General features: G+C 69.6%; 18 protein-coding genes and 1 tRNA gene. 10 read left to right on the plus strand and 9 right to left on the minus strand.

Features of this window, described 5'->3' with window-relative positions; translation table 11 throughout:
* The first annotated feature begins 44 nt into the window (after positions 1-44).
* Positions 45-1070 (plus strand): PHP domain-containing protein, encoded by a 1026-nt coding sequence (locus AB0I81_RS38425; RefSeq protein WP_360667524.1) that lies wholly within the window; start codon positions 45-47, stop codon positions 1068-1070.
* A gap of 241 nt (positions 1071-1311) precedes the next feature.
* A complete protein-coding gene (locus AB0I81_RS38430) occupies positions 1312-2037 on the plus strand; it encodes a YafY family protein (RefSeq protein ID WP_360667526.1) in 726 nt (241 codons plus the stop codon).
* Between the two features lie 732 nt (positions 2038-2769).
* On the opposite strand, the gene AB0I81_RS38435 is transcribed toward AB0I81_RS38430, so the two are convergent.
* The 5 genes from AB0I81_RS38435 to AB0I81_RS38455 all read right to left on the minus strand — a co-directional run bounded on the left by AB0I81_RS38435 (position 2770) and on the right by AB0I81_RS38455 (position 10489).
* Complete coding sequence (locus AB0I81_RS38435) at positions 2770-3507, minus strand: maleylpyruvate isomerase family mycothiol-dependent enzyme (RefSeq protein WP_360667530.1); 738 nt, start codon at positions 3505-3507, stop codon at positions 2770-2772.
* Positions 3508-3631: 124 nt separating this feature from the next.
* Positions 3632-5131 carry an alpha/beta hydrolase gene (locus AB0I81_RS38440; RefSeq protein WP_360667533.1) on the minus strand — a complete coding sequence of 500 codons (1500 nt, stop codon included), beginning with the start codon at positions 5129-5131 and terminating at the stop codon, positions 3632-3634.
* A gap of 188 nt (positions 5132-5319) precedes the next feature.
* Positions 5320-8067, minus strand: a complete 2748-nt coding sequence (gene aceE, locus AB0I81_RS38445) for a pyruvate dehydrogenase (acetyl-transferring), homodimeric type (protein WP_360667537.1) — start codon at positions 8065-8067, stop codon at positions 5320-5322.
* Between the two features lie 338 nt (positions 8068-8405).
* Positions 8406-9053 carry a response regulator transcription factor gene (locus tag AB0I81_RS38450; RefSeq protein WP_360667541.1) on the minus strand — a complete coding sequence of 216 codons (648 nt, stop codon included), beginning with the start codon at positions 9051-9053 and terminating at the stop codon, positions 8406-8408.
* Positions 9050-10489, minus strand: coding sequence for an ATP-binding protein (locus AB0I81_RS38455; RefSeq protein ID WP_360667544.1), 1440 nt, complete (start codon positions 10487-10489; stop codon positions 9050-9052). The genes AB0I81_RS38450 and AB0I81_RS38455 overlap by 4 nt, the downstream gene beginning before the upstream one ends.
* Positions 10490-10596: 107 nt before the next feature.
* On the opposite strand from AB0I81_RS38455, the gene AB0I81_RS38460 reads away from it, so the two are divergent.
* From AB0I81_RS38460 to AB0I81_RS38490, 7 genes are all read left to right on the plus strand, one after another.
* A complete protein-coding gene (locus tag AB0I81_RS38460; protein ID WP_360667547.1) occupies positions 10597-10779 on the plus strand; it encodes a DUF1918 domain-containing protein in 183 nt (60 codons plus the stop codon).
* Between the two features lie 9 nt (positions 10780-10788).
* A complete protein-coding gene (locus AB0I81_RS38465) occupies positions 10789-11196 on the plus strand; it encodes a YjbQ family protein (RefSeq protein ID WP_360667550.1) in 408 nt (135 codons plus the stop codon).
* A gap of 117 nt (positions 11197-11313) precedes the next feature.
* On the plus strand, positions 11314-11742 hold the full coding sequence (locus tag AB0I81_RS38470) for a DUF3052 domain-containing protein (RefSeq protein WP_360667553.1): 429 nt from the start codon (positions 11314-11316) through the stop codon (positions 11740-11742).
* 31 nt (positions 11743-11773) lie between these two features.
* Positions 11774-12235, plus strand: a complete 462-nt coding sequence (locus AB0I81_RS38475; protein ID WP_360667601.1) for a peroxiredoxin — start codon at positions 11774-11776, stop codon at positions 12233-12235.
* A gap of 32 nt (positions 12236-12267) precedes the next feature.
* A complete protein-coding gene (locus AB0I81_RS38480; protein WP_360667556.1) occupies positions 12268-12588 on the plus strand; it encodes a hypothetical protein in 321 nt (106 codons plus the stop codon).
* Positions 12589-12775: 187 nt separating this feature from the next.
* A complete protein-coding gene (locus AB0I81_RS38485) occupies positions 12776-13717 on the plus strand; it encodes an ROK family protein (protein ID WP_360667559.1) in 942 nt (313 codons plus the stop codon).
* A 17-nt stretch (positions 13718-13734) separates the two neighbouring features.
* Positions 13735-13806: transfer RNA gene (locus AB0I81_RS38490), tRNA-Val, on the plus strand.
* A gap of 59 nt (positions 13807-13865) precedes the next feature.
* Here the strand turns inward: AB0I81_RS38490 and AB0I81_RS38495 are convergent.
* Genes AB0I81_RS38495 through AB0I81_RS38505 form a run of 3 tightly spaced genes read right to left on the minus strand, consistent with a single transcriptional unit; the run spans position 13866 to position 16725 of the window.
* On the minus strand, positions 13866-15050 hold the full coding sequence (locus tag AB0I81_RS38495) for a site-specific integrase (RefSeq protein ID WP_360667561.1): 1185 nt from the start codon (positions 15048-15050) through the stop codon (positions 13866-13868).
* Positions 15047-15247: a helix-turn-helix domain-containing protein gene (locus AB0I81_RS38500; protein WP_360667563.1), complete on the minus strand. Its 201-nt coding sequence runs from the start codon at positions 15245-15247 to the stop codon at positions 15047-15049. The genes AB0I81_RS38495 and AB0I81_RS38500 overlap by 4 nt, the downstream gene beginning before the upstream one ends.
* Positions 15244-16725 (minus strand): replication initiator, encoded by a 1482-nt coding sequence (locus AB0I81_RS38505; RefSeq protein ID WP_360667565.1) that lies wholly within the window; start codon positions 16723-16725, stop codon positions 15244-15246. The genes AB0I81_RS38500 and AB0I81_RS38505 overlap by 4 nt, the downstream gene beginning before the upstream one ends.
* A 110-nt stretch (positions 16726-16835) precedes the next feature.
* Between AB0I81_RS38505 and AB0I81_RS38510 the strand changes: the two genes are divergently transcribed.
* Positions 16836-17711, plus strand: a complete 876-nt coding sequence (locus tag AB0I81_RS38510) for a GntR family transcriptional regulator (RefSeq protein ID WP_360667567.1) — start codon at positions 16836-16838, stop codon at positions 17709-17711.
* Positions 17712-18002: 291 nt separating this feature from the next.
* On the opposite strand, the gene AB0I81_RS38515 is transcribed toward AB0I81_RS38510, so the two are convergent.
* Complete coding sequence (locus AB0I81_RS38515) at positions 18003-18743, minus strand: group II intron maturase-specific domain-containing protein (RefSeq protein WP_360667569.1); 741 nt, start codon at positions 18741-18743, stop codon at positions 18003-18005.
* Positions 18744-18835 lie beyond the last annotated feature (92 nt).

Raw genomic sequence — 18835 nt, forward strand, 5'->3', positions numbered from 1 at the left:
AGTAATGGCCTGTGGTTGCGGTTCACTTGGGTATGACTGGAGGCATGGATCCGGTCGAGGCCCTGCGCGAGATCGCCTTTCTGCTGGAGCGCGCGGGTGAGCCCACGTACCGCGTGCGTGCCTTCCGCCGCGCGGCCGCCGTCGTGGCCGAGCTGTCCCCCGACGAGCTCGACCACCTGGCACACAGCGGCGGGCTCGGTGACTTGCCCGGGATTGGGAAGGTCACCGCTCTTGTAGTAAACGAAAGCCTTGATGGACAGGTTCCGACCTACTTGCGCCGAATGCGGGCCACTGCGGGGGTTGAGCTCGACGCGGAGACGGCCGAGCTGCGCGCGGCGCTCAAGGGCGACCTGCACAGCCACTCCGACTGGTCCGACGGCGGCTCGCCGATCGAGGAGATGGCGGAGGCGGCCGTCGCGCTCGGGCACGAGTACTGGGCGCTGACCGACCACTCGCCGCGCCTGACCGTGGCCAAGGGGCTGTCGGCCGAGCGGCTGGAGCGCCAGCTCGAGGTGGTGGCCAAGCTGAACGAGCGGCTGGCGCCGTTCAGGATCCTGACCGGGATCGAGGTGGACATCAACGCCGACGGCACGCTCGACCAGGAGCCCGAACTGCTGGAGCGGCTGGACGTGGTGGTGGCCAGCGTGCACTCCAAGCTGCGCGCGGACGGTCAGGAGATGACGCGCCGGATGGTGACCGCCATCGCCAATCCGCTCGTGGACGTGCTGGGCCACTGCACGGGGCGGATCGTGCAGGGCGGTGGGAAGCGGGGGAACAAGCGGCCCGAGTCGGAGTTCGAGGCCGAGCTGGTCTTCGAGGCGTGCCGGCGGTTCGGGGTGGCGGTGGAGATCAACTCCCGGCCCGATCGGCTCGATCCGCCGAAGCGGTTGATGCGGCTGGCGTACGAGATGGGGTGCGTGTTCTCGATCGACTCCGACGCGCACGCGCCAGGGCAGCTCGACTGGCAGCGGTACGGGTGCGAGCGCGCCGCCCGCTGCGGGATCGAGGCGGAACGGATCGTCAACAGCTGGCCGCTGGACCGGTTGATGGAGTGGACGCGGGGCGGGTGAGAGCCCGTCGATCGCGTGCCCTCGGGACGGTTGCCCCTCGGGACGGTTGCCTCCCGGCGGAGGGTGAGAAAACGGGCCGTCGTTTGCGTGGTGGGAAACCCGGGCCCGGCGTACCCTCTCGGGGAGGAAGCTCTGGGGCAGTAACCGAACCGTGAGACCCCTGTGGCCGCCCGGCTATGTGAGTGTCGCGTGGCTGTGGAGCGGCCCGCGATTGTCGGTGGCGGCGCGTAGCGTCTCGGCTGTGAACCGTACCGATCGGCTCTACGCGCTCGTCGAAGACCTGCGCGCCATCGCGCCCCGCTGCCGCTCCGCCCGCGAGTTGGCCAAGCGGTTCGAGGTGAGCCTGCGCACGATCGAGCGCGACATCGCCGCGCTGCAGGAGTCAGGTGTGCCGATCTACGCCGAGGCGGGACGCAAGGGCGGTTACGCCATCGACAAGAAGATGTCGCTGCCCCCGCTCAACTTCAGCCCGGCCGAGGCCGTGGCCATCGCGGTGGCGCTCAGCCGGGCCGGCGACCAGCCGTTCGGCCGCCAGGCACGCAGCGCGTTACGCAAGGTGGTGGCCGCGATGCCGGGTCCCGAGGGCGAGCTGGCCAGGGAGTTGGCCCGGCGCGTGCAACTCGTCCCGTTGCAGGAGAGCGGTGGCGAGATCCAGCCGCTCGGGGCCGAGGGCATCTCGCGGGCCATCGAGGAGGCGCTGCTGCGCCGCCGGGTGCTCAGGCTCGAGTACGCCGACGCCAAGGGCGCGCTCACCTCGCGCGACGTGGAGCCGGGGGTGTTCCTGGGCGGGCGGGGCGGGTTCTGGTATCTCGTGGCGTGGTGCCGGCTGCGCGACGACGTACGCGTCTTCCGCCTCGACCGCATCGCCGCCGCCACCGTCACCGCCGAACGTTGCCCCGAGCGGCCACTCGAAGGCTTCGCCACCGAGGTCCCCGAGATGGTCGTGCACGGCACTCTGCTCGATTAATCAAGAGAAAACACCGACATAGGGTTGTCGCCCACGCGTTAGATCGTTGTCTTGTTCGAGAGAGGCAAGGAGACGGTGACATATGACGTGGGCCCGCCGGCCGGGGACAGCGCCTTCCCCGCGAACACCCCGGCCCTGGTGAGCGGCTCACGTCCGAGGGCCGGCCCTCAGCGGCTCGCCCCATCGCCCTGGACACGCCGCCGATCGCCGAACGGCGGCGCGTCCAGGGCCCTTGTCCTTGAGCCCTTGTCCTTGAGCCCTTGTCCGTGGGACCGCCACCCCACCGAGCTTCGGTGGAGGTCCATCGAGGGCGGCCGCCTCTGCGACGAGCCGTCATCCAGGTCGCCCTGCGAGCCGGAGCGGGACGATCAGCGGCCGGAGGCGGGACCGTCGGTGCGGCCGGAAGACGGGCCGGTGGCGGGACGATCGGCCGGGCCGGGGGTGGTTCCGCGACGGGCTGGTGGGTGCGGGTTGAAGGGGCGCCCGGACGGCCGACTTGTCGGCGCGCGCCGGAGACGAGCCGGTCGGCCGGGCCGGAGGGCTGGTGAGCGGCTCGGCGGGTCTGGGAGGCGGGCGGACCTCGTAACCCGGGCCGAAAGGCGGGTGGACCTCGTGGCCGGGGCCGAAAGGCGGGTGAGCGGGGTCAGAGGGCCGTGGCGGGGCCAGTGGTCCGAGCGTGAGGTGGGTTGGGTGGAGGGTGGTGGGGAGTCGGTGGCCAAGGTGTGAGGGGGGTCAGAAGGCTGCGGCGGTGAGCCAGCGGTCCAGGAGGGCGCGGTCGCCGTGGACGGTGAGCGCGTCGGGGGAGCGGCGGCCGTACAGCAGGAGCAGCAGGTCGCTCACCGGGCCCTGGACGGCGACGTCGCCCTTGGCGTGGCCGCGCGCCCATTCGATCTTCCCGGCGGGACCCTGCGTGATGGTCCACTCGCCGTCGGCGTCACTCGCGTGGAGGTGGATCGTGGCCCCCTCCACGCCGAGTTCGGCCAGCGGCCGGGTGACCCACACGGCGGACGGCAGGTTGTCGAGGTACTCCTCGATGCCGTCGATCGCGGTCATCGCCGGGATCTCCGGGTCGATGCCGAGCGCGAGTTCGGCATCGACCCGGTGAATCACCAGCTCGAACAGCATCCGGCGCGGCCACCAGGAGGCCCGCCCGTCCGGCCCCCAGGTCCAGACCTCCATCGCGGGGTCCGTGACGCGCAGGGTCTCCACCAGTTCGGCGGCCCCGGCCGTCAGCCAGGCGGCGTCGCCGCTCTGACCCTCGGCCAGCCCGCTGGGCACCTGCCGGGACCAGATGCGCTCCTGGACCCGGTCACGCAGCACGTGCACCGCCCACCGGTGCGTCTGCCCTACGTGGGTGACCAGCTCGGCGATCGTCCATCCCGGGCACGTCGGCACCGGGACGGACAGGTCACCCGCCAGGTCGGCCAGGCGCGCGGTCTCCGTCTGAATCTGAGGCTTGTAGTCCGTCACGCGGTCCAGACTAGGCCGCCGGACCGCGCTCGCACCTCGCCCGCCCCGGATCAGGTCGTTGGGCAGCTCACGCCCTTGCCCAGATGATGCCGTCAGGACCGCTCGCGTTCCTGCCGGCCTCAGATCACGCGGCCGGGCAGCTCGCGTTCTTGCCCGGCATCTTGCCCTCCAGCAGGTAGGCGTCCACGAGGCCCTGGATGCACTTGCTGCCCGACAGGTACGCCCCGTGCCCCTCCCCCTCGTACGTCACCAGCGTCGCGGTCTTGAGCTGGGCCGTCAGCTTGGGCGCCCACTCGTAAGGCGTGGCGGGGTCGCCCTTGCCGCCCACCACCATGATCGGCGCGGAGCCGGTGGCGTTCACGTGCCGCGCCTCGTCGTTGCCCTTGGCCGGCCAGACCCGGCACAACCCGCCCGAGCCCTCGCTGCCGAACAGCGGCGAGATCTTCATCGCGGCCGCCTCGGTGCGCCGCAGCGCGGCCTCGTCCGGCCGTTCGGCGGTGTCCACGCAGGTGATGGCGGGGAAGCTGGTCATCTGGGTGGAGTAGGTCCCGTCGGGGCCGCGTCCGGTGTAGGAGTCGGCCAGGTACATCAGCGCCTCGCCGTTGCCCTTGAGCGCCTCACTCAGCGCCTGTTCGAGGAAGGGCCAGGTCAGCTCCGAGTACAGCGCGGCGGCCACGCCCGTGGAGGCCAGGCCCTGGGTCAGCTCGCGGCCGTTGACCTGCAGCGGTTTCTCGGTGAGCTGGTTCATGAGCTTGCCGACGTTCGCGTTGGCGGTGGCCTGGTCCTTGCCGAAGTCGCAGGTCTCCTTGACGCAGGAGCGCAGGAAGCTCTCGTAGGCCTTCTGGAAGCCGCGCGTCTGGGCCAGCGTGCGCTGTTCGAAGGTGACCGTGGGGTCCAGCGGCGCGTCGAGCACCATGCGGCCCACCTTCTTGGGGAACTGCGTGGCGTAGACGCCGCCGAGCTGGGTGCCGTACGACATGCCGACGTAGTTGAGCTTGGCGTCGCCGACGGCGGCGCGGATGCGGTCCATGTCGCGCGAGGCGTTCGCGGTGCCGACGTGCGGCAGGATCTCGCCGGAGTTCTGCTGGCAGAGCGAGGCGAAGCGCTTGTTGGCCGCCTCGACCTCCTGGTCGGTCTCATCGCCCGCCGGCAGCGTGTCCAGGGAGGTGAACCTGTCCATCTCGGCCGCGTCGCCGCACTTCACGCCCGAGCTGCGCTCGACGCCGCGCGGGTCGAAGCTGATCAGGTCGTAGCGGGCGCGCAGCGTGGTGAGCGCCTTGGCGGCCTGGTCGAGGGTGTCGACGCCGGAGGCGCCTGGGCCGCCGAAGTTGAACACCACCGAGCCCAGCCGCTTCTGCTTGCCGGTGGCCGGCAGCTTGATGAGCGCCAGGTCCAGCTTCTCGCCGTCGGGCTTGGCGTAGTCGAGGGGCACCGCGAGCTTGCCGCACCGTACCGAGGCGTCCTGGCGGGCAGGAGTCTCGCCGTCGGGGCGTTTGATGTCGGTGCAGGGACCCCAGGCGATCTGGTCGGGATCGGCCGTGGACTCCGAGGCGGGCTCGGCCGGCGCGGTGGAGCAGCCGGCGGTGGCCGCAAGGAGTAGAGCGGCGGCAATAACGCGACGCATGACGAAACTTCCCCTCACATCAGTTCAGGGGGAAGTAGTGCCCACAATACGTGAACCCGCACCAGACCGAGGTGAGGCGGCACGTACCCCTCCTGAAACGTGCCGCCTCACTTGGCCAACGGCGGGGACGGCCGAATATGACGGCGCTCCCGCGAAGAGTATTCGCGGGAGCGCCGCCGTTGGATGACTCAGACTCCCATGGATTGGGTGTCGTTGCTCTCCGCGCCGCCCGCCTCGGTGACGCCGTTCTTGAGGTGGTAGCGGGCGATGGCCTCGCGCAGCACCTCGCCGTCCAGTTCGCCCCGCTGGACGAGGCTGGTCAGCACGGCCAGCGTGATCGAGGCCGCGTCCACGTGGAAGTGGCGGCGCAGCGCCGAGCGGGTGTCGGACAGGCCGAATCCGTCGGTGCCCAGCGAGGACCAGTCACCCGGCACCCACTGCGCGATCTGGTCCTGCACGGCCTTCATGTAGTCGCTGACGCCCACGAACGGGCCCTGGGCCTGCGAGAGGACCTGGGTGACGTACGGGACGCGGCGCTCGGCGTCGGGGCTGAGCAGGTTGTGCTCGTCGCACGCCAGCGCCTCGCGGCGCAGCTCGGACCACGACGTCGCCGACCACACGTCGGCCGACACGCCCCAGTCCTCGGCCAGCAGTCGCTGCGCCTCCATCGCCCACGGGCCCGCCACGCCCGAGGACAGGATGTTGGCCTTCGGACCCTGCGTCTGCGGCCCGTCGGCGAACTTGTACAGGCCCTTGAGCAGGCCCTGCACGTCGATGTTGGCGGGCTGGGCCGGCTGCAGGTAGGGCTCGTTGTAGACGGTCAGGTAGTAGAAGATGTCCTCCGGCTGGTCGCCGTACATCCTTCGCAGGCCGTCCTTGACGATGTGCGCCACCTCGAAGGCCCAGGACGGGTCGTAGGAGACGGCGGCCGGGTTCGTCGAGGCGATGAGCGGGGTGTGGCCGTCCTCGTGCTGCAGGCCCTCGCCGTTGAGCGTGGTGCGGCCCGCGGTGGCGCCCAGCAGGAAGCCGCGGCCCATCTGGTCGCCCATCTGCCACATCGCGTCGCCGGTGCGCTGCCAGCCGAACATCGAGTAGAAGATGTAGATCGGGATCATGTGCTCGCCGTGCGTGGCGTAGGAGGTGCCGGCCGCGATGGTCGAGGCCATCGAGCCGGACTCGCTGATGCCCTCGTGCAGGATCTGCCCCTGCACGGCCTCCTTGTACGACAGCAGCAGCTCGCGGTCCACGGCCTCGTACGTCTGCCCGTGCGGCGAGTAGATCTTGGCCGTCGGGAACATGGCGTCCAGGCCGAACGTACGGGCCTCGTCCGGGATGATCGGCACGAACCGGTGGCCGATCTCCTTGTCGCGCATGAGGTCCTTCAGCAGCCGGACGAAGGCCATCGTGGTGGCCACCTGCTGCTTGCCCGAGCCCTTGGCGAAGCCGCCGTAGACCTCGTCACCGGGCAGTTTGACCGGTTTGGCGCGCATGACCCGCTTGGGCAGCACGCCGCCGAGTGCCGCGCGGCGCTCCTTCATGTACTGGATCTCGGCGTCGTTCTCGCCCGGGTGGAAGTAGGGCGGCAGGTCGCCTTCCAGCGCCGAGTCCGGGATCGGCAGGTAGAGCCGGTCGCGGAACTCCTTCAGCTCGGCCTTGGTGAGCTTCTTCATCTGGTGCGTGGCGTTGCGGGCCTCGAAGTCCTTGCCCAGCGTCCAGCCCTTGATGGTCTGGGCCAGGATCACCGTCGGCTGGCCGACGTGCTCGCGGGCCGCCTTGAAGGCCGCGTACACCTTGCGGTAGTCGTGGCCGCCGCGCGACAGCTTGCGGATGTCGTCGTCGTTGAGGTGCTCGACCATCTTGCGCAGGCGCGGGTCGGAGCCGAAGAAGTTGTCGCGGATGTAGCCGCCCGACTCCACCGAGTAGGTCTGGAACTGGCCGTCGGGCGTGGTGTTCATCTGGTTGACCAGCACGCCGTCCACGTCGGCCGCCAGCAGCGGGTCCCAGTCGCGGCCCCAGACAACCTTGATCACGTTCCAGCCGGCGCCGCGGAAGTACGACTCCAGCTCCTGAATGATCTTGCCGTTGCCGCGTACCGGGCCGTCGAGCCGTTGCAGGTTGCAGTTGATCACGAACGTGAGGTTGTCGAGCTCCTCACGCGAGGCCAGGCCGATCGCGCCCAGCGACTCGGGCTCGTCCATCTCGCCGTCGCCCAGGAAGGCCCATACGTGGCTGCGGCTGGTGTCCTTGATCTGCCGGTTGAGCAGGTAGCGGTTGAACCGCGCCTGGTAGATCGCGCCGATCGGGCCCAGGCCCATGGAGACCGTCGGGAACTCCCAGAAATCGGGCATGAGCCGCGGGTGGGGGTAGGAGGGAAGACCGTGGAAGCCGTGCGACAGCTCCTGGCGGAACGCGTCGAGCTGGGACTCGTTGAGCCGGCCTTCGAGGAAGGCGCGGGCGTAGATGCCCGGGGCCGCGTGGCCCTGGAAGAAGACCTGGTCGCCCGACTCGCCGTGGTCCTTGCCGCGGAAGAAGTGGTTGAAGCCCACCTCGTAGAGCGAGGCGGCCGAGGCATAGGTGGCGATGTGGCCGCCCACGTTGGTGCGGGCGTTGGCCCTGGACACCATGATGGCCGCGTTCCAGCGGATGTAGGCGCGGATGCGGCGCTCGACGTGCTCATCGCCGGGGAACCAGGGCTCGCGCTCCGGCGGGATCGTGTTGATGTAGTCGGTGCTGCGCAGGCCCGGCACGCCGACCTGGTGCTCGCGTGCCCGCTCCAGCATGCGCAGCATGAGATAGCGGGCTCTGGTGCGGCCCTCGGTCTTGACGACGTTGTCGAGAGACTCGAGCCACTCGTTGGTCTCGCTGGGGTCGACATCAGGCAGCTGGCTGGGTAGGCCGTCGCTGATGATCGAGAAACGCTGGCGTCCGGAAGCCACTGGGTCTCGCCTTCCGAGATGGACTGATGTCTGGTCTGGGTCGCCTTCCATCCTGGTCGCTAGCCGTAGAAAACGCATCTCTACTAGCCAGTAACCAGAGTGTCCCTGCTGGCAGGGCCCTCTGCGATGGCCTAGACCACCGATGGTAGGACGAATTGCCCCCAAAGGTTACATCCCGGGAGCAATTTAACAAGACCGGAAAACTAACGAAATTTCGCTCGAATGCCCACGCTGACCGGGATGTCGCCTCCGTTGCTCTTAGCCTCCCCAACCGGGGGAGTGTTCACCCGCGGCGGGCGAGTCTAGCGGCCATCCCCGTGGCCCATGGCGTTGCCCTGTCACAGGGCCTCGTCGAGCGGCACCAGCCCCTGCTGGAGCGCGTAAATGGCCGCCTGCGTACGGTCGGCCACGCCCAGTTTGGCCAGGATGCTGGAGACGTGTGACTTGACCGTCTCCTTGCCCATCCGCAGATCCCTGGAGATCTCCGCGTTCGACCGGCCCCGCGCCAGCGCGCCCAGCACCTCACGCTCGCGCGGGGTGAGCGTGTCCAGCGGGCGCGGCGGCCCGCCCCTGCGCACCTGGCCGAGCAGCAGGGCCGCGACCCCGGGCTCCAGCACGCTGCCGCCGCGCGCCGCCGCGCGTACCGCATCGACCACCCGATCGACGGCGGAGGTCTTGGACAGGTACGACAGCGCGCCCAGCCGCATGGCCGCCACCACCCGGTCGTCCTCCTGGAACGAGCTCAGCACGATCACCGCGGGCCGCCTGCCGCGCGCCGGCAGCCGCTCCAGCACGCCCAGGCCGTCCAGGCCGGGCATCACCAGGTCCAGCAGCATCACGTCGGGTTCGAGCCGTGCGGCGGCGCGCAGGGCGGCCTCGCCGTCGCCGCTCTCGCCCACGACCTCGACGCCGTCCTCCTGGTCCAGGACGAAGCGCAGGCCCTGCCTGACGACCTCGTGGTCGTCCACGATCAGCACCCGGATCATGCCGTCCCCAGAATCGCGGTCACCGTCGTGCCACTCCCGTCGCTGGTGATCTCCAGCCGTCCGCCGAGTTCCCCGACCCGTTCGCGCATCAGCTTCAGGCCCATGCCGTGCCTGCCCGCCGCCTGCGCCGGGTCGAAGCCCGTGCCGTCGTCGGAGACCGACACGGTGACCTCGCCGGCGCGCTCGCTCAGGCGTACCTCGATCCTGCCGGGGTCGGCGTGCTTGACCGCGTTCCCGAGCGCCTCCTGCACCAGGCGCAGCACCGCGTGCTCGGCCGGGGGCGGCAGCGCCGTCTCCTCCAGTGCGGTCTCCACCTCGATGCCGAGCCGCTCCTGGTAGGCGTGGCAGAGCTCGCGCAGCGCGGGCAGCAGGCCCGCGTCCTCCAGTGCCACCGGGCGCAGCTCCAGCAGCAGCGCCTGCATCTCGCGCATCGCCCGCGCGGCGGTGCGCTCCATCGCCTCCGACTGCTCGCTCAGGCCCTCGGGGGCGGCCCTGCGCATGCCCGCGGCCAGCAGGCTCAGCGAGAACAGGTCCTGGGAGATCGAATCGTGCAGTTCCCTGGCGATCCTGCCGCGCTCGGCCTGCCTGGCCTCGGCGTGCGCGCTCGTCCTGGCCGCCTCCACCGCCGCGCCGAGCCGGTCGGCCATCAGGTTGACCGAGTGTTCGAGCGTGCTCACCTCGTCGGAGCCCCGCACCGCGACGCGCGGCCGGAAGTCGCCTGCCGCGACCGCCGTCGTCACCCCGGCCAGGCGGCGTACGCGGCCGGTCAGCCCGCGCGTGCTCAGCATCCCGAACACCAGCCCGATCGGCACCACGAGCACCAGCGCCAGCCCGCCCGCCACGACCAGGGGCCACAACTCGCCGACGTCCGGGGCGGGCGGCGCGGCGTCGGACGGCGCCTGTACATAGACGTGGCCCAGGGTGGCGAAGCCCGTGCCGCTGTCCGGCGCCTTGATCAGCACAGGGCTGAAGTGCCAGCTCGCCAGGCCCGTCCTGGTCCTGGTCAGCCCCTGTTCGCGGCCAGGCAGGGGCACGTCGAGCGTGCCTCCCACCGGATAGATCGCGGGCGCGGAGCTGGCGACGACCCTGCCCGAGGTGTCCACCAGCGTCTCCAGCATGGCGAACCCCGGCTCCGCCCGTGGCCTGGCGCCGCCCGCCACCGTCCTGTCACCGGCCTGCCCGGCGACCTCGGCCAGGAGCTCGCCGGGCGGCAGGCCGGGCCGGGCGGTGGAGATCCTGGCCACCTCCAGGCTCAGCACCTTGGTGTCGGTGCCCGCCTGCTCCTGGAGCACAGCCGCCAGATCGGCCGCGTTGGCCCTGGGGAACAGGTAGAAGGCCGCGATCACGGCCTCGACCAGCAGGACGGCCGTGGCGGTGACGAGGACGTAGGAGGCCGCCATCCTGCCTCTGAGACCTCTGAGACCGAAACGCCACATCCCGCGCAGCGTAACGGTTTGGTCATCTTTTCTCCTCCCCCTCCAGGGGGAGCAAAACTTAGGATTCGCTCTTTTCGTTCAGCTTTCCGCGTACCAATGTGAGAGGTATGAATGCGACGGTTGGCGACCGGCTCCTGATGCATGGCAATACCGTTGGCGAAAGGGACCGGGGCGGAGTAATCACGGAGGTCCAGGGCATGAACGGCGGGCCGCCGTACGTGGTGCGGTTCGACGACGGGCACACCGGGCTGGTGTTTCCCGGCCCCGACGCTGTCGTGGTGCCTAAGTAAGATTTGCCTGTGAGATCTGAAATCATCTCCGTGGACACCGGTTCACGAGAGACGGTGCACGACATCACGGCCGAATGCGCCGATTTCGTACGTGCCCAGGGTGAGGACGGGCTGCTGCACATCTTCGTGCCGCATGCGACCGCGGGCGTCGCGCTGCTTGAGCTGGGCTCACGCAGCGACGATGACCTACTGGCCGCTCTGCGGGACCTGCTGCCCGCCGATGACCGGTGGGGCCATGCCCATGGTTCCCGCGGTCACGGCAGGTCGCACGTCATGCCCGCGCTGATCCCGCCGTACGCCACCATCCCCGTGCTGGGAGGGCGAATGGCGCTGGGCATGTGGCAGTCTGTCGCACTCGTGGACCTGAACGTCGACAACCCGCAACGCCAGGTTCGCCTGTCGTTTTTGTCTGATTGATTCTGGCCGACTACGGCCGTACCCGTGGCGACCGTTGACGACTGAGGGTCACACCGTGTGGACTGTGCCGAAGCGATAAACCGCATAAGCGGGGCCACTCAAGCAGGAGGGATAAACGTGAGCGCGACCGCGGGTCAGGCGCAGGGCGAGCGCGGCCTGGCCGAACGACTCGGCCTCAAGCCGGGTCAGGTGGTGCAGGAGATCGGTTGGGACGAGGACGTCGAGGACGAGCTTCGCGAGTCCATCGAGGACCTGACCGGCAACGAACTGCTGGACGAGGACAGCTACGACGTCGTCGATGTCGTGCTGCTGTGGTGGCGCGACGGAGACGGGGATCTCTTCGACGCTCTGACCAGCGCCATGCGAGTACTCGCCGATGGCGGGCAGATCTGGCTGCTGACGCCCAAAGCAGGGCGCGACAACCATGTCGAGCCGAGCGACATCGGGGAGGATGCCACTACCGCAGGTCTCTCGCAGACCAGCAGCATCTCCGCCGCACCCGACTGGTCCGGCACCAGGCTCGTCCCGCCGAAGGGTCGACGGTAGGAGCCGGCGGCGCCTGCCGTACGGCAGGATGATGGCTGTGAACGCACATCCTGCCGAGGTCGGCGCCCTGGCTCCGGAGTTCGAGCTGCAGGACCAGCACGGCACCCCGGTGAGCCTTGCTCAGTTTCGGGGCGGGAAGGTCGTGCTGGTCTTCTACCCGCTGGCGTTCAGCGGGATCTGTCACGGTGAGCTGTCCGCCCTGCGCGATCAGCCCATCGACGACGCACATGTGCTGACCGTCTCGGTCGATTCCGTGTTCACGCATCGTGCCTGGGCGGATCGCGAGGGTTACACGTTCGGCCTGCTCTCTGATTTCTGGCCACACGGACAGGTCGCGCAGGCGTACGGTGTGTTCGATGAGGCGAAGGGGCTCGCTCGGCGGGGGACCTTCATCATCGACGGCGAGGGCGTGATCCGGTGGTCGGTGGTCAATCCCATCTCCTCCGCGCGCGACGTCGCCGACTATGTCAAGGCACTCGCCGATATTTCGTGACTTCGCGGACTTCGTGACTTTCGGAGGGAAGGATGCCCTGCTACCGCTGCGGGGCCCGGCAGACGGACCCGGTGCGCGGCGCCAGCCCGTGGCAGCGCGGGGTGCGCAACGAGACCCAGGTGCTGATCTGCCCGGACTGTCAACGGCTGCACGACCTCGACCTCGACTCGTGCGCCACCTGCGCGTCCACGGCGCTGATCTGCCGGTTGGGCGAGGTGGAGTGCCGGTCCTGCGGCGCCGTGTGGCTGGCGGCGCGCTCCTCGGAGGCGCTCGACCCGGCCCCGGTGTCGCCGCCGCCCGGGTTGTCGGCTGAGGTGGAGGCGGCGCTCAACCGGGTGCTGGGACGGGCCTGAAGGGCCCTGGAGGCCGCGCCGGGGTCCGCCGTGCCCTCAAGGGCCGCTCGGGACCGCTCGGGGGGCTACGGGGCTTTGTGGGGGCGACGGGGCCTCGGTACGCGTGCTGAACTGCGCCGCCGTGCCCGGGGCCGCCTCGGAGACGGACATGTACTGAGCTGCGCTATCGTACCCTTCCGTGTCCGCAATGAGTTCGTTCGTTGTCGCGCTCGACGTCGGTGGCACGTCCATGAAGGGCGGCCTGGTCGGCGAGTCCGGCGCGGTGCTGCTGAGCGAGCGGCGTCCGACCCCCCACGCGGAGGGCCCGGAGGCGGTCGTGACGGCCATCTCCGACTTCATCGATCATCTGGCCGCCGCGGGCGACGGCACCCCGGCCGGCGTCGGCCTGGCGGTGCCCGGCCTGGTGACCGAGGACTCGGCCGTCTACGCCACCAACCTGGGCTGGCGCGACGTTCCCGCCGCGGCCTTCACCAGCCTGGACATCCCGGTGCTCCTGGGGCACGACGTACGCACGGGCGGCCTGGCCGAAAGCGTCCTCGGCGCGGGCCGCGGCCTCGACGACTTCCTCTTCCTGCCCATCGGCACGGGCATCGCCGGCGCCTCGATCATCCGCGGCGAGCCGTACGGCGGCTCCTCCGGCTGGGCGGGCGAGATCGGCCACACCCCCGTCTTCCCCGACGGGGAGCAGTGCGCGTGCGGCCAGCTCGGCTGCCTTGAGACGTACGCGTCGGCGGCCTCCGTCGGACGCCGCTACAGCCAGCGGGCCGGCGTGGAGGGCGTCAAGGCGGAACAGGTGGTCTCCTCCGACGACCCGATCGCCATCGAGATCTGGGACGAGGCCGTGGAGGCGCTGTCGCTGGCGCTGGCCACGTACACGCTGCTGCTCGACCCCTCCGTCATCGTCCTGGGCGGCGGCCTGGCCCAAGCCGGCCCCGCCCTCTTCGACCCGGTACGCACGCGCCTGGTCAAACGCCTGGCCTTCCGCGACGCGCCCCCGCTGGTCCCGGCCGCGCTCGGGGTGGACGCGGGCATGTTCGGCGCGGCCCTGCTGGGCTGGCGAGCGGCGGGCCGGCCCGAGCTGGGGCCCGGGTGGGCCGTGGATGTGCGATCGGGGCCGTTGGTGTCGTAAGGTGTAGTGCCGATCAGGGGCGGTTAGCTCAGCGGTAGAGCACTCGCCTTACAAGCGAGGGGTCACTGGTTCGAACCCAGTACCGCCCACCTGCGGAAACACTCTGTGTGCGATCTTGGAAATTGCGTCTGAGTGACTAAGTGAGTGACTAGCTCCCGAAGATCTTGTCCATCGCCGCAGCTCCTTGCATGATCACGGGCCTGATCTGGTGTCGGTAGACCGTCTCGGTGACCACCGTGTTGGAGTGGCCGACCAGGCGTGAGATGTCCTCGATCGGGACGCCGGAGTCTGACAGCACGGACACAAAACTGTGCCGCAGCTCGCGAGGCGACCACTCCCGCCCGGTGAGCCCTGCCGCCTCCACGACCTTTCGGAAGTCGCGCCGTACGTTGTGCGCCGTGACGGGAGTGCCCGTGCGCGTGCAGAACACGAGATCCGTGGCCTTCCACCGATCTCCCGCCTTCTGCTGCGCGATGTCCTGGGCGTCCTTGAGCAGACGCAGCGCGGCCACGCAGCGCTGGGGCAGCTTGAGCGAGCGCCGAGACCTGACGGTCTTGGTGTCGCCCTTCTGCCGGACGGATCGCCAGACATAGACCGCGAACTCTTCGTGCTCCCAGCCCACCTGGCCCACTGGTAGCCAGGCGGTACGGGCCTGGTCGTACGCCACGACGTGAGACCAGAGGAGCGCCCTCAGCTCCTCCGTACGAGCGCCGATCAGCAGCGAGAGGACGATGTAGGCCCGCATGCGCTCGCCGCCCCGTTCCGCCTGTGTGAGGACGGTGAGAGCTTGGGCCAGCGTCAGAGCCTTGGAGGGACGACCGGCGCGTCCTTCCGGGATGTCGCAGAGGTCCACGACGTTCCGCTTCACCTTGTCGCGGCGCATCGCGCTCTTGACCGCCCGGTTGAGGATGCCGTGGATCAGCTTGAGCGACCGAGTGCCCAGCTCGCCGGTCTTGCCAGCGAGCCACTTGTCAACGTCCTCCACCGAAAGATCACGTAGCTTGCGAGCACCGAGAGCAGGAATCACGTGCTTGTCGGCGTAGGTGTTGTACATCTTCACCGTGGCGTCCGACCGTGCGCCGAGGCCGTGCTGCAGCCAGTAGCGCACCGCCTCAGCGACGGTGTAGTAGGTCGGCGCGATGGCCAGGCCGTCTTCGTAGTCGCGGATGATCTCCTTGAGCTTGGCCTTGGCTTCGGTCTTGGTCTTGCCGCTGGCCTTCTTGACGATGCGCTTGCCCGCCGGGGTGTAGCCGACCGTCACCGAGGCGATCCAGCGTTGCCGGGTCTCGTCCCAGTGCAGGCCGCCGTCTCCTCGGCTGCGTCGTTCGGTCATGAAGCCTCCTGTTCGAGTAGGGCGATGTAGTCCTCTATGGCTGAGGCGGGGATGAGCCGGGTGCGCCCTTGAGTGACGGAGCGCAGCCGCCCGGAGCGGAGGAGTTCGTAGATCACGCTGCGGCTGAGGCTGAGTAGGTGCATGGCGTCGCAGACGCGGTAGAGCCGCCGCTCGTGGGCGGGTAGGGGTGGGGTCATTCAGCGGCGCGCTGGGCCGCGATGTGTCGGGCGGTCGCGACGTTCTGGCGGATGTGTTCGGCCATGATCGCTTCGCCGGGGGTGTGGCCGATGCCGGCGAAGCGCCAGTGGCCCAGGACGAGGGTGGTGGCGTCGCCGAGGGCGGGCAGGCCGTGGCGTTCGCGGGCTTCGGCGGCGCGGTGGGCGGCGCGGGCGTCGCGCAGGTCGGTGAGGTTGAGCGAGTAGGCGCGGCTCTTGCTGGAGAAATGGCCGCGGAAGCCGAGCATGTGCGCCCACGGACGGAGGCGAAGCGCCCGGAACTCGGGGCGGGCGCCGAGGTCCCAGCAGGTGCGGATCATGCGTCGGGCGTGGCCGGTGACGGGCAGGGCGTCCAGGCTGAGGCCGGGCTTGAGGCCGCTGCCGTGGCAGTGCCCGCAGACGGTCATGAGGTGCAGCCGTCCGCGTCCGCCGCAGGCCCGGCAGGACAGGCGGTAATCGACGGTGCCGGAGGCTTCGGCACCCTTGGTGGCGTACTTGGCGATGTAGGAGGCCACGGCGCGTTCGCTGAGCCCGTCCGCGCGTGGGTCGAACAGGATGGGCCGGATGTCGAGTTGCTGCCCCCAGGCGAGCGTCCACCGGCCGAGATCGCTTGCGGGGGTGGTGACGGTGACGTGGCGCGCGGCGGGTGGGATGGCGCGGGCGAGCAGGTGGTGGTCGGCCCAGTCGGGTGGCGGTTGGTCCGGTCCGTCGGATCCGTCGAGGCGGATGATGGCGTGGAAGTGGATCAGGCCGCGCCGCTGGTATTCGGCGACCTTGGCGAAGGACACCTTGACGTGTTCGGCGAAGGTACGGCGGCTCATCCCCGCCTGGTGGGCGAGTTCTTGCCGGAGGAAGAGGGTGAAGCGGTGCCACAGCGCGCCCGCGTGAGCCTGCCAGAGCACCGCGCCGGGGTAGTCGTAGCAGCCGGGGCAGAGGGGTTGGCCGAGTCGTTCGTCGTGGGGTTCGTGTCGCAGGTGGCAGCCGATCGGCCGGTCGTGTTCGCAGTGGGTGTCGTGCTTACGGGGGCGGCAGGTGCGGCCGTTGCGGTGGGAGTGGACGGGGCCGAAGGAGGGGGCGGTCAGGGTGACGAACGCGCGGGGGTGTGCGCTGACCGTCTCCGGGACGCCCTTGCCGCCGGACAGGCCCGCCCGGATCAGGTGGAAGGTGTCGGCCTGGTAGGTCTGGGAGCAGGCCGGGCAGACCGATGCCCGCCGGTTGCCGCAGGCCACCAGGAGATGTCCGGACGGTTCGCCGTCCGTGGTGTAGCTGTGCAGGACCTCGCCGGTTCCCGCGTTCACGATCATGGATTGTCCGGTCAGGTGCACCGGGTGGGCGCAGCCGCCGGTCGCCGCGACCATGGAGCGCCACCGCTCGTAGCCAGGCGCGTTGACCAGGCGGGCGAGATCGGTCATCCATTCGCCGCCGAACGGCTGCTCCTCGGGCCGTTCCGTCTTGCTCAAAGGGCACCACCTCCTTGTGTAACTACCTGTACTACATGTTGACACACATGGCGGCGTACGTCAACCTGTAGTACAAGTGGTCCTGGAAGTTTTACCAAGGAAGGCGCGGCATGCAGAGCAGCACCGAGGACAAGGACGCCCGCTGGCGCGTCATCGCCACCGACCTACGGGCCGCCATCCTGGACGGCCGCTACCCACCCGGCGGCGCACTGCCCAGCGAACCCGAACTCGTCCGCACCTACGACGTCTCCCGCCCCACCGTCCGCAAGGCCATCGACACCCTCGTGTCTGAAGGACTGGCCTACGTCATGCGCGGACGCGGCTCCTTCGTCCGCCCCATGCCCGAACGCCGCGCCATCATCATCACCGACCGCGACCGGCCCGACCTCGCCGCCCCCGGCAACCACCCCGACGTGCAAGAGTTCGGCTGGAACCTCGCCCTACGCGACCACGACCCCGACGCCCCGCTGTTCACCGGCGACAAGATCACCGCCAACCGCGACATCGCCGCCATGCTCAACGTCCGCCCCGGCCACCCGGTCATCCACCGCCGCAGCATGTGGCACCGAGGCCACACCGCCGTCATCCATGGCGCATCGGCCCGCCTGGAGATCAACTCCTACACCAACGCCGACATGCTGCCCGACTGGGACGACCCCAAGCGGCACGCCCAATACCGCAAGCGCCCCGCCTTCTTCTACCAGTCCCTCATCCGCGAGCACGGCCCGGTCCGCTGGATGACCCTCACCAGCGCCCGCATCGCCTACGAAGACGAACGCGCCGCCCTTGGCATGGACTACGCCGAGGCCGTCCTGCTCATCCGCCGCACCATGGCCCACCCCAACGGCCACCCCATCGAGGTCACCGAGGTCAAAGCCCCCGCCAACCGCTACGAGATCGGCTACCACCGTGAGCTTGCCGACGACGCCGAAGCCGACTTCACGCCGCAAGAACTCAGCAAGAGCGGCATTGATCTCGTCATATAGAGGCTGTGCTGGCTCAGAGTTTCTTTACTGGGTCAAGGGCTCGCTGCGCTCGCCACGGGGCCGCCCGCCCGCTTAGCGGTCTGGCGGGCTTGCGCGTGCGGCCTGGGGGCCGTTCGCGCCCGCCACCGCACGCGGGCCGCCGGCCCCGACGATGAGCAGGCATGACGGTGAGTATTCAAGAGTCTGTGGGGTCGGACCGGAGCGCGGTGTCAGCCTTGCGGCTGGTCCGTTTCTCCGGCCCGCCCTCCGAACCCGGCGTGCGACTTTCACCGCACCGGGCTCTCCACAGGTTCATGCCGCTGGTGATGGTTCTGTTCGCCGTGACCATGGTGTCGGGATGTCCCAGGCGCGCCAGCGATACCGGGTGACCGGGATCGATGCCGCGTCCAGCAGGACGATTCCCTGTGCGGAGATCTCCCAGCCGTTGTCGAGCAGCCGGGTCCGGATCTTCCGCCACGACATGCCACCGTGCCGTTTGCGCAGCCACCAGTAGAGGCGGTGCCAGACGTAGTGGCCCAGGTAGCTGAACGTCCGTTTGGACGAGCCGTGCCGGAAGTAGTTGCACCATCCCCGGATCACCGCGTTCACGCGGATCAGCAGGGTTCTCAGGTCAGGTTGTCCTGGGTGGATCAGCGCCCGCACCTTGGCGATCACCCTGTTGACCGCCTTCTTGCTCGGGTAGGTGTAGACGGTCCACCGGCGGGATCCTCGTTTACGGCGCCGCTGGATGTGGTGCCCGAGGAAGACGAACCCGTCATCGAGGTGGGTGACCAGGGTCTTGGCCCCCGACAGGCGCAAGCCCATCGGGGCCAATACCGCGGCCGCCTGCTCCCTCAACCGTTCGGCGTCCTGGCGGGCGCCGTTGACCAGGGCGACCCAGTCATCGGCATAGCGGATCAGCCGCCAGTTCGCCACGCCGCGTTGACGCCGGTTATCGCGCTGCCGGACGGTGGCCATCGTCTCCTGGTGCTCGGCCATGAACCACTCGTCCAGGACCGACAAGGCGATGTTGGCCAGCAGCGGGGAGAGCACGCCTCCAACGCAATGGGCAACTTTCAGAATGATCACTCTCCGTATCGGTACTAAGGGTGCCCTGGTTGCTGGGTTCGGGGCGGTCTCGGACG

The sequence above is a fragment of the Nonomuraea sp. NPDC050404 genome, from assembly GCF_040655495.1.
GTDB lineage: Bacteria > Actinomycetota > Actinomycetes > Streptosporangiales > Streptosporangiaceae > Nonomuraea.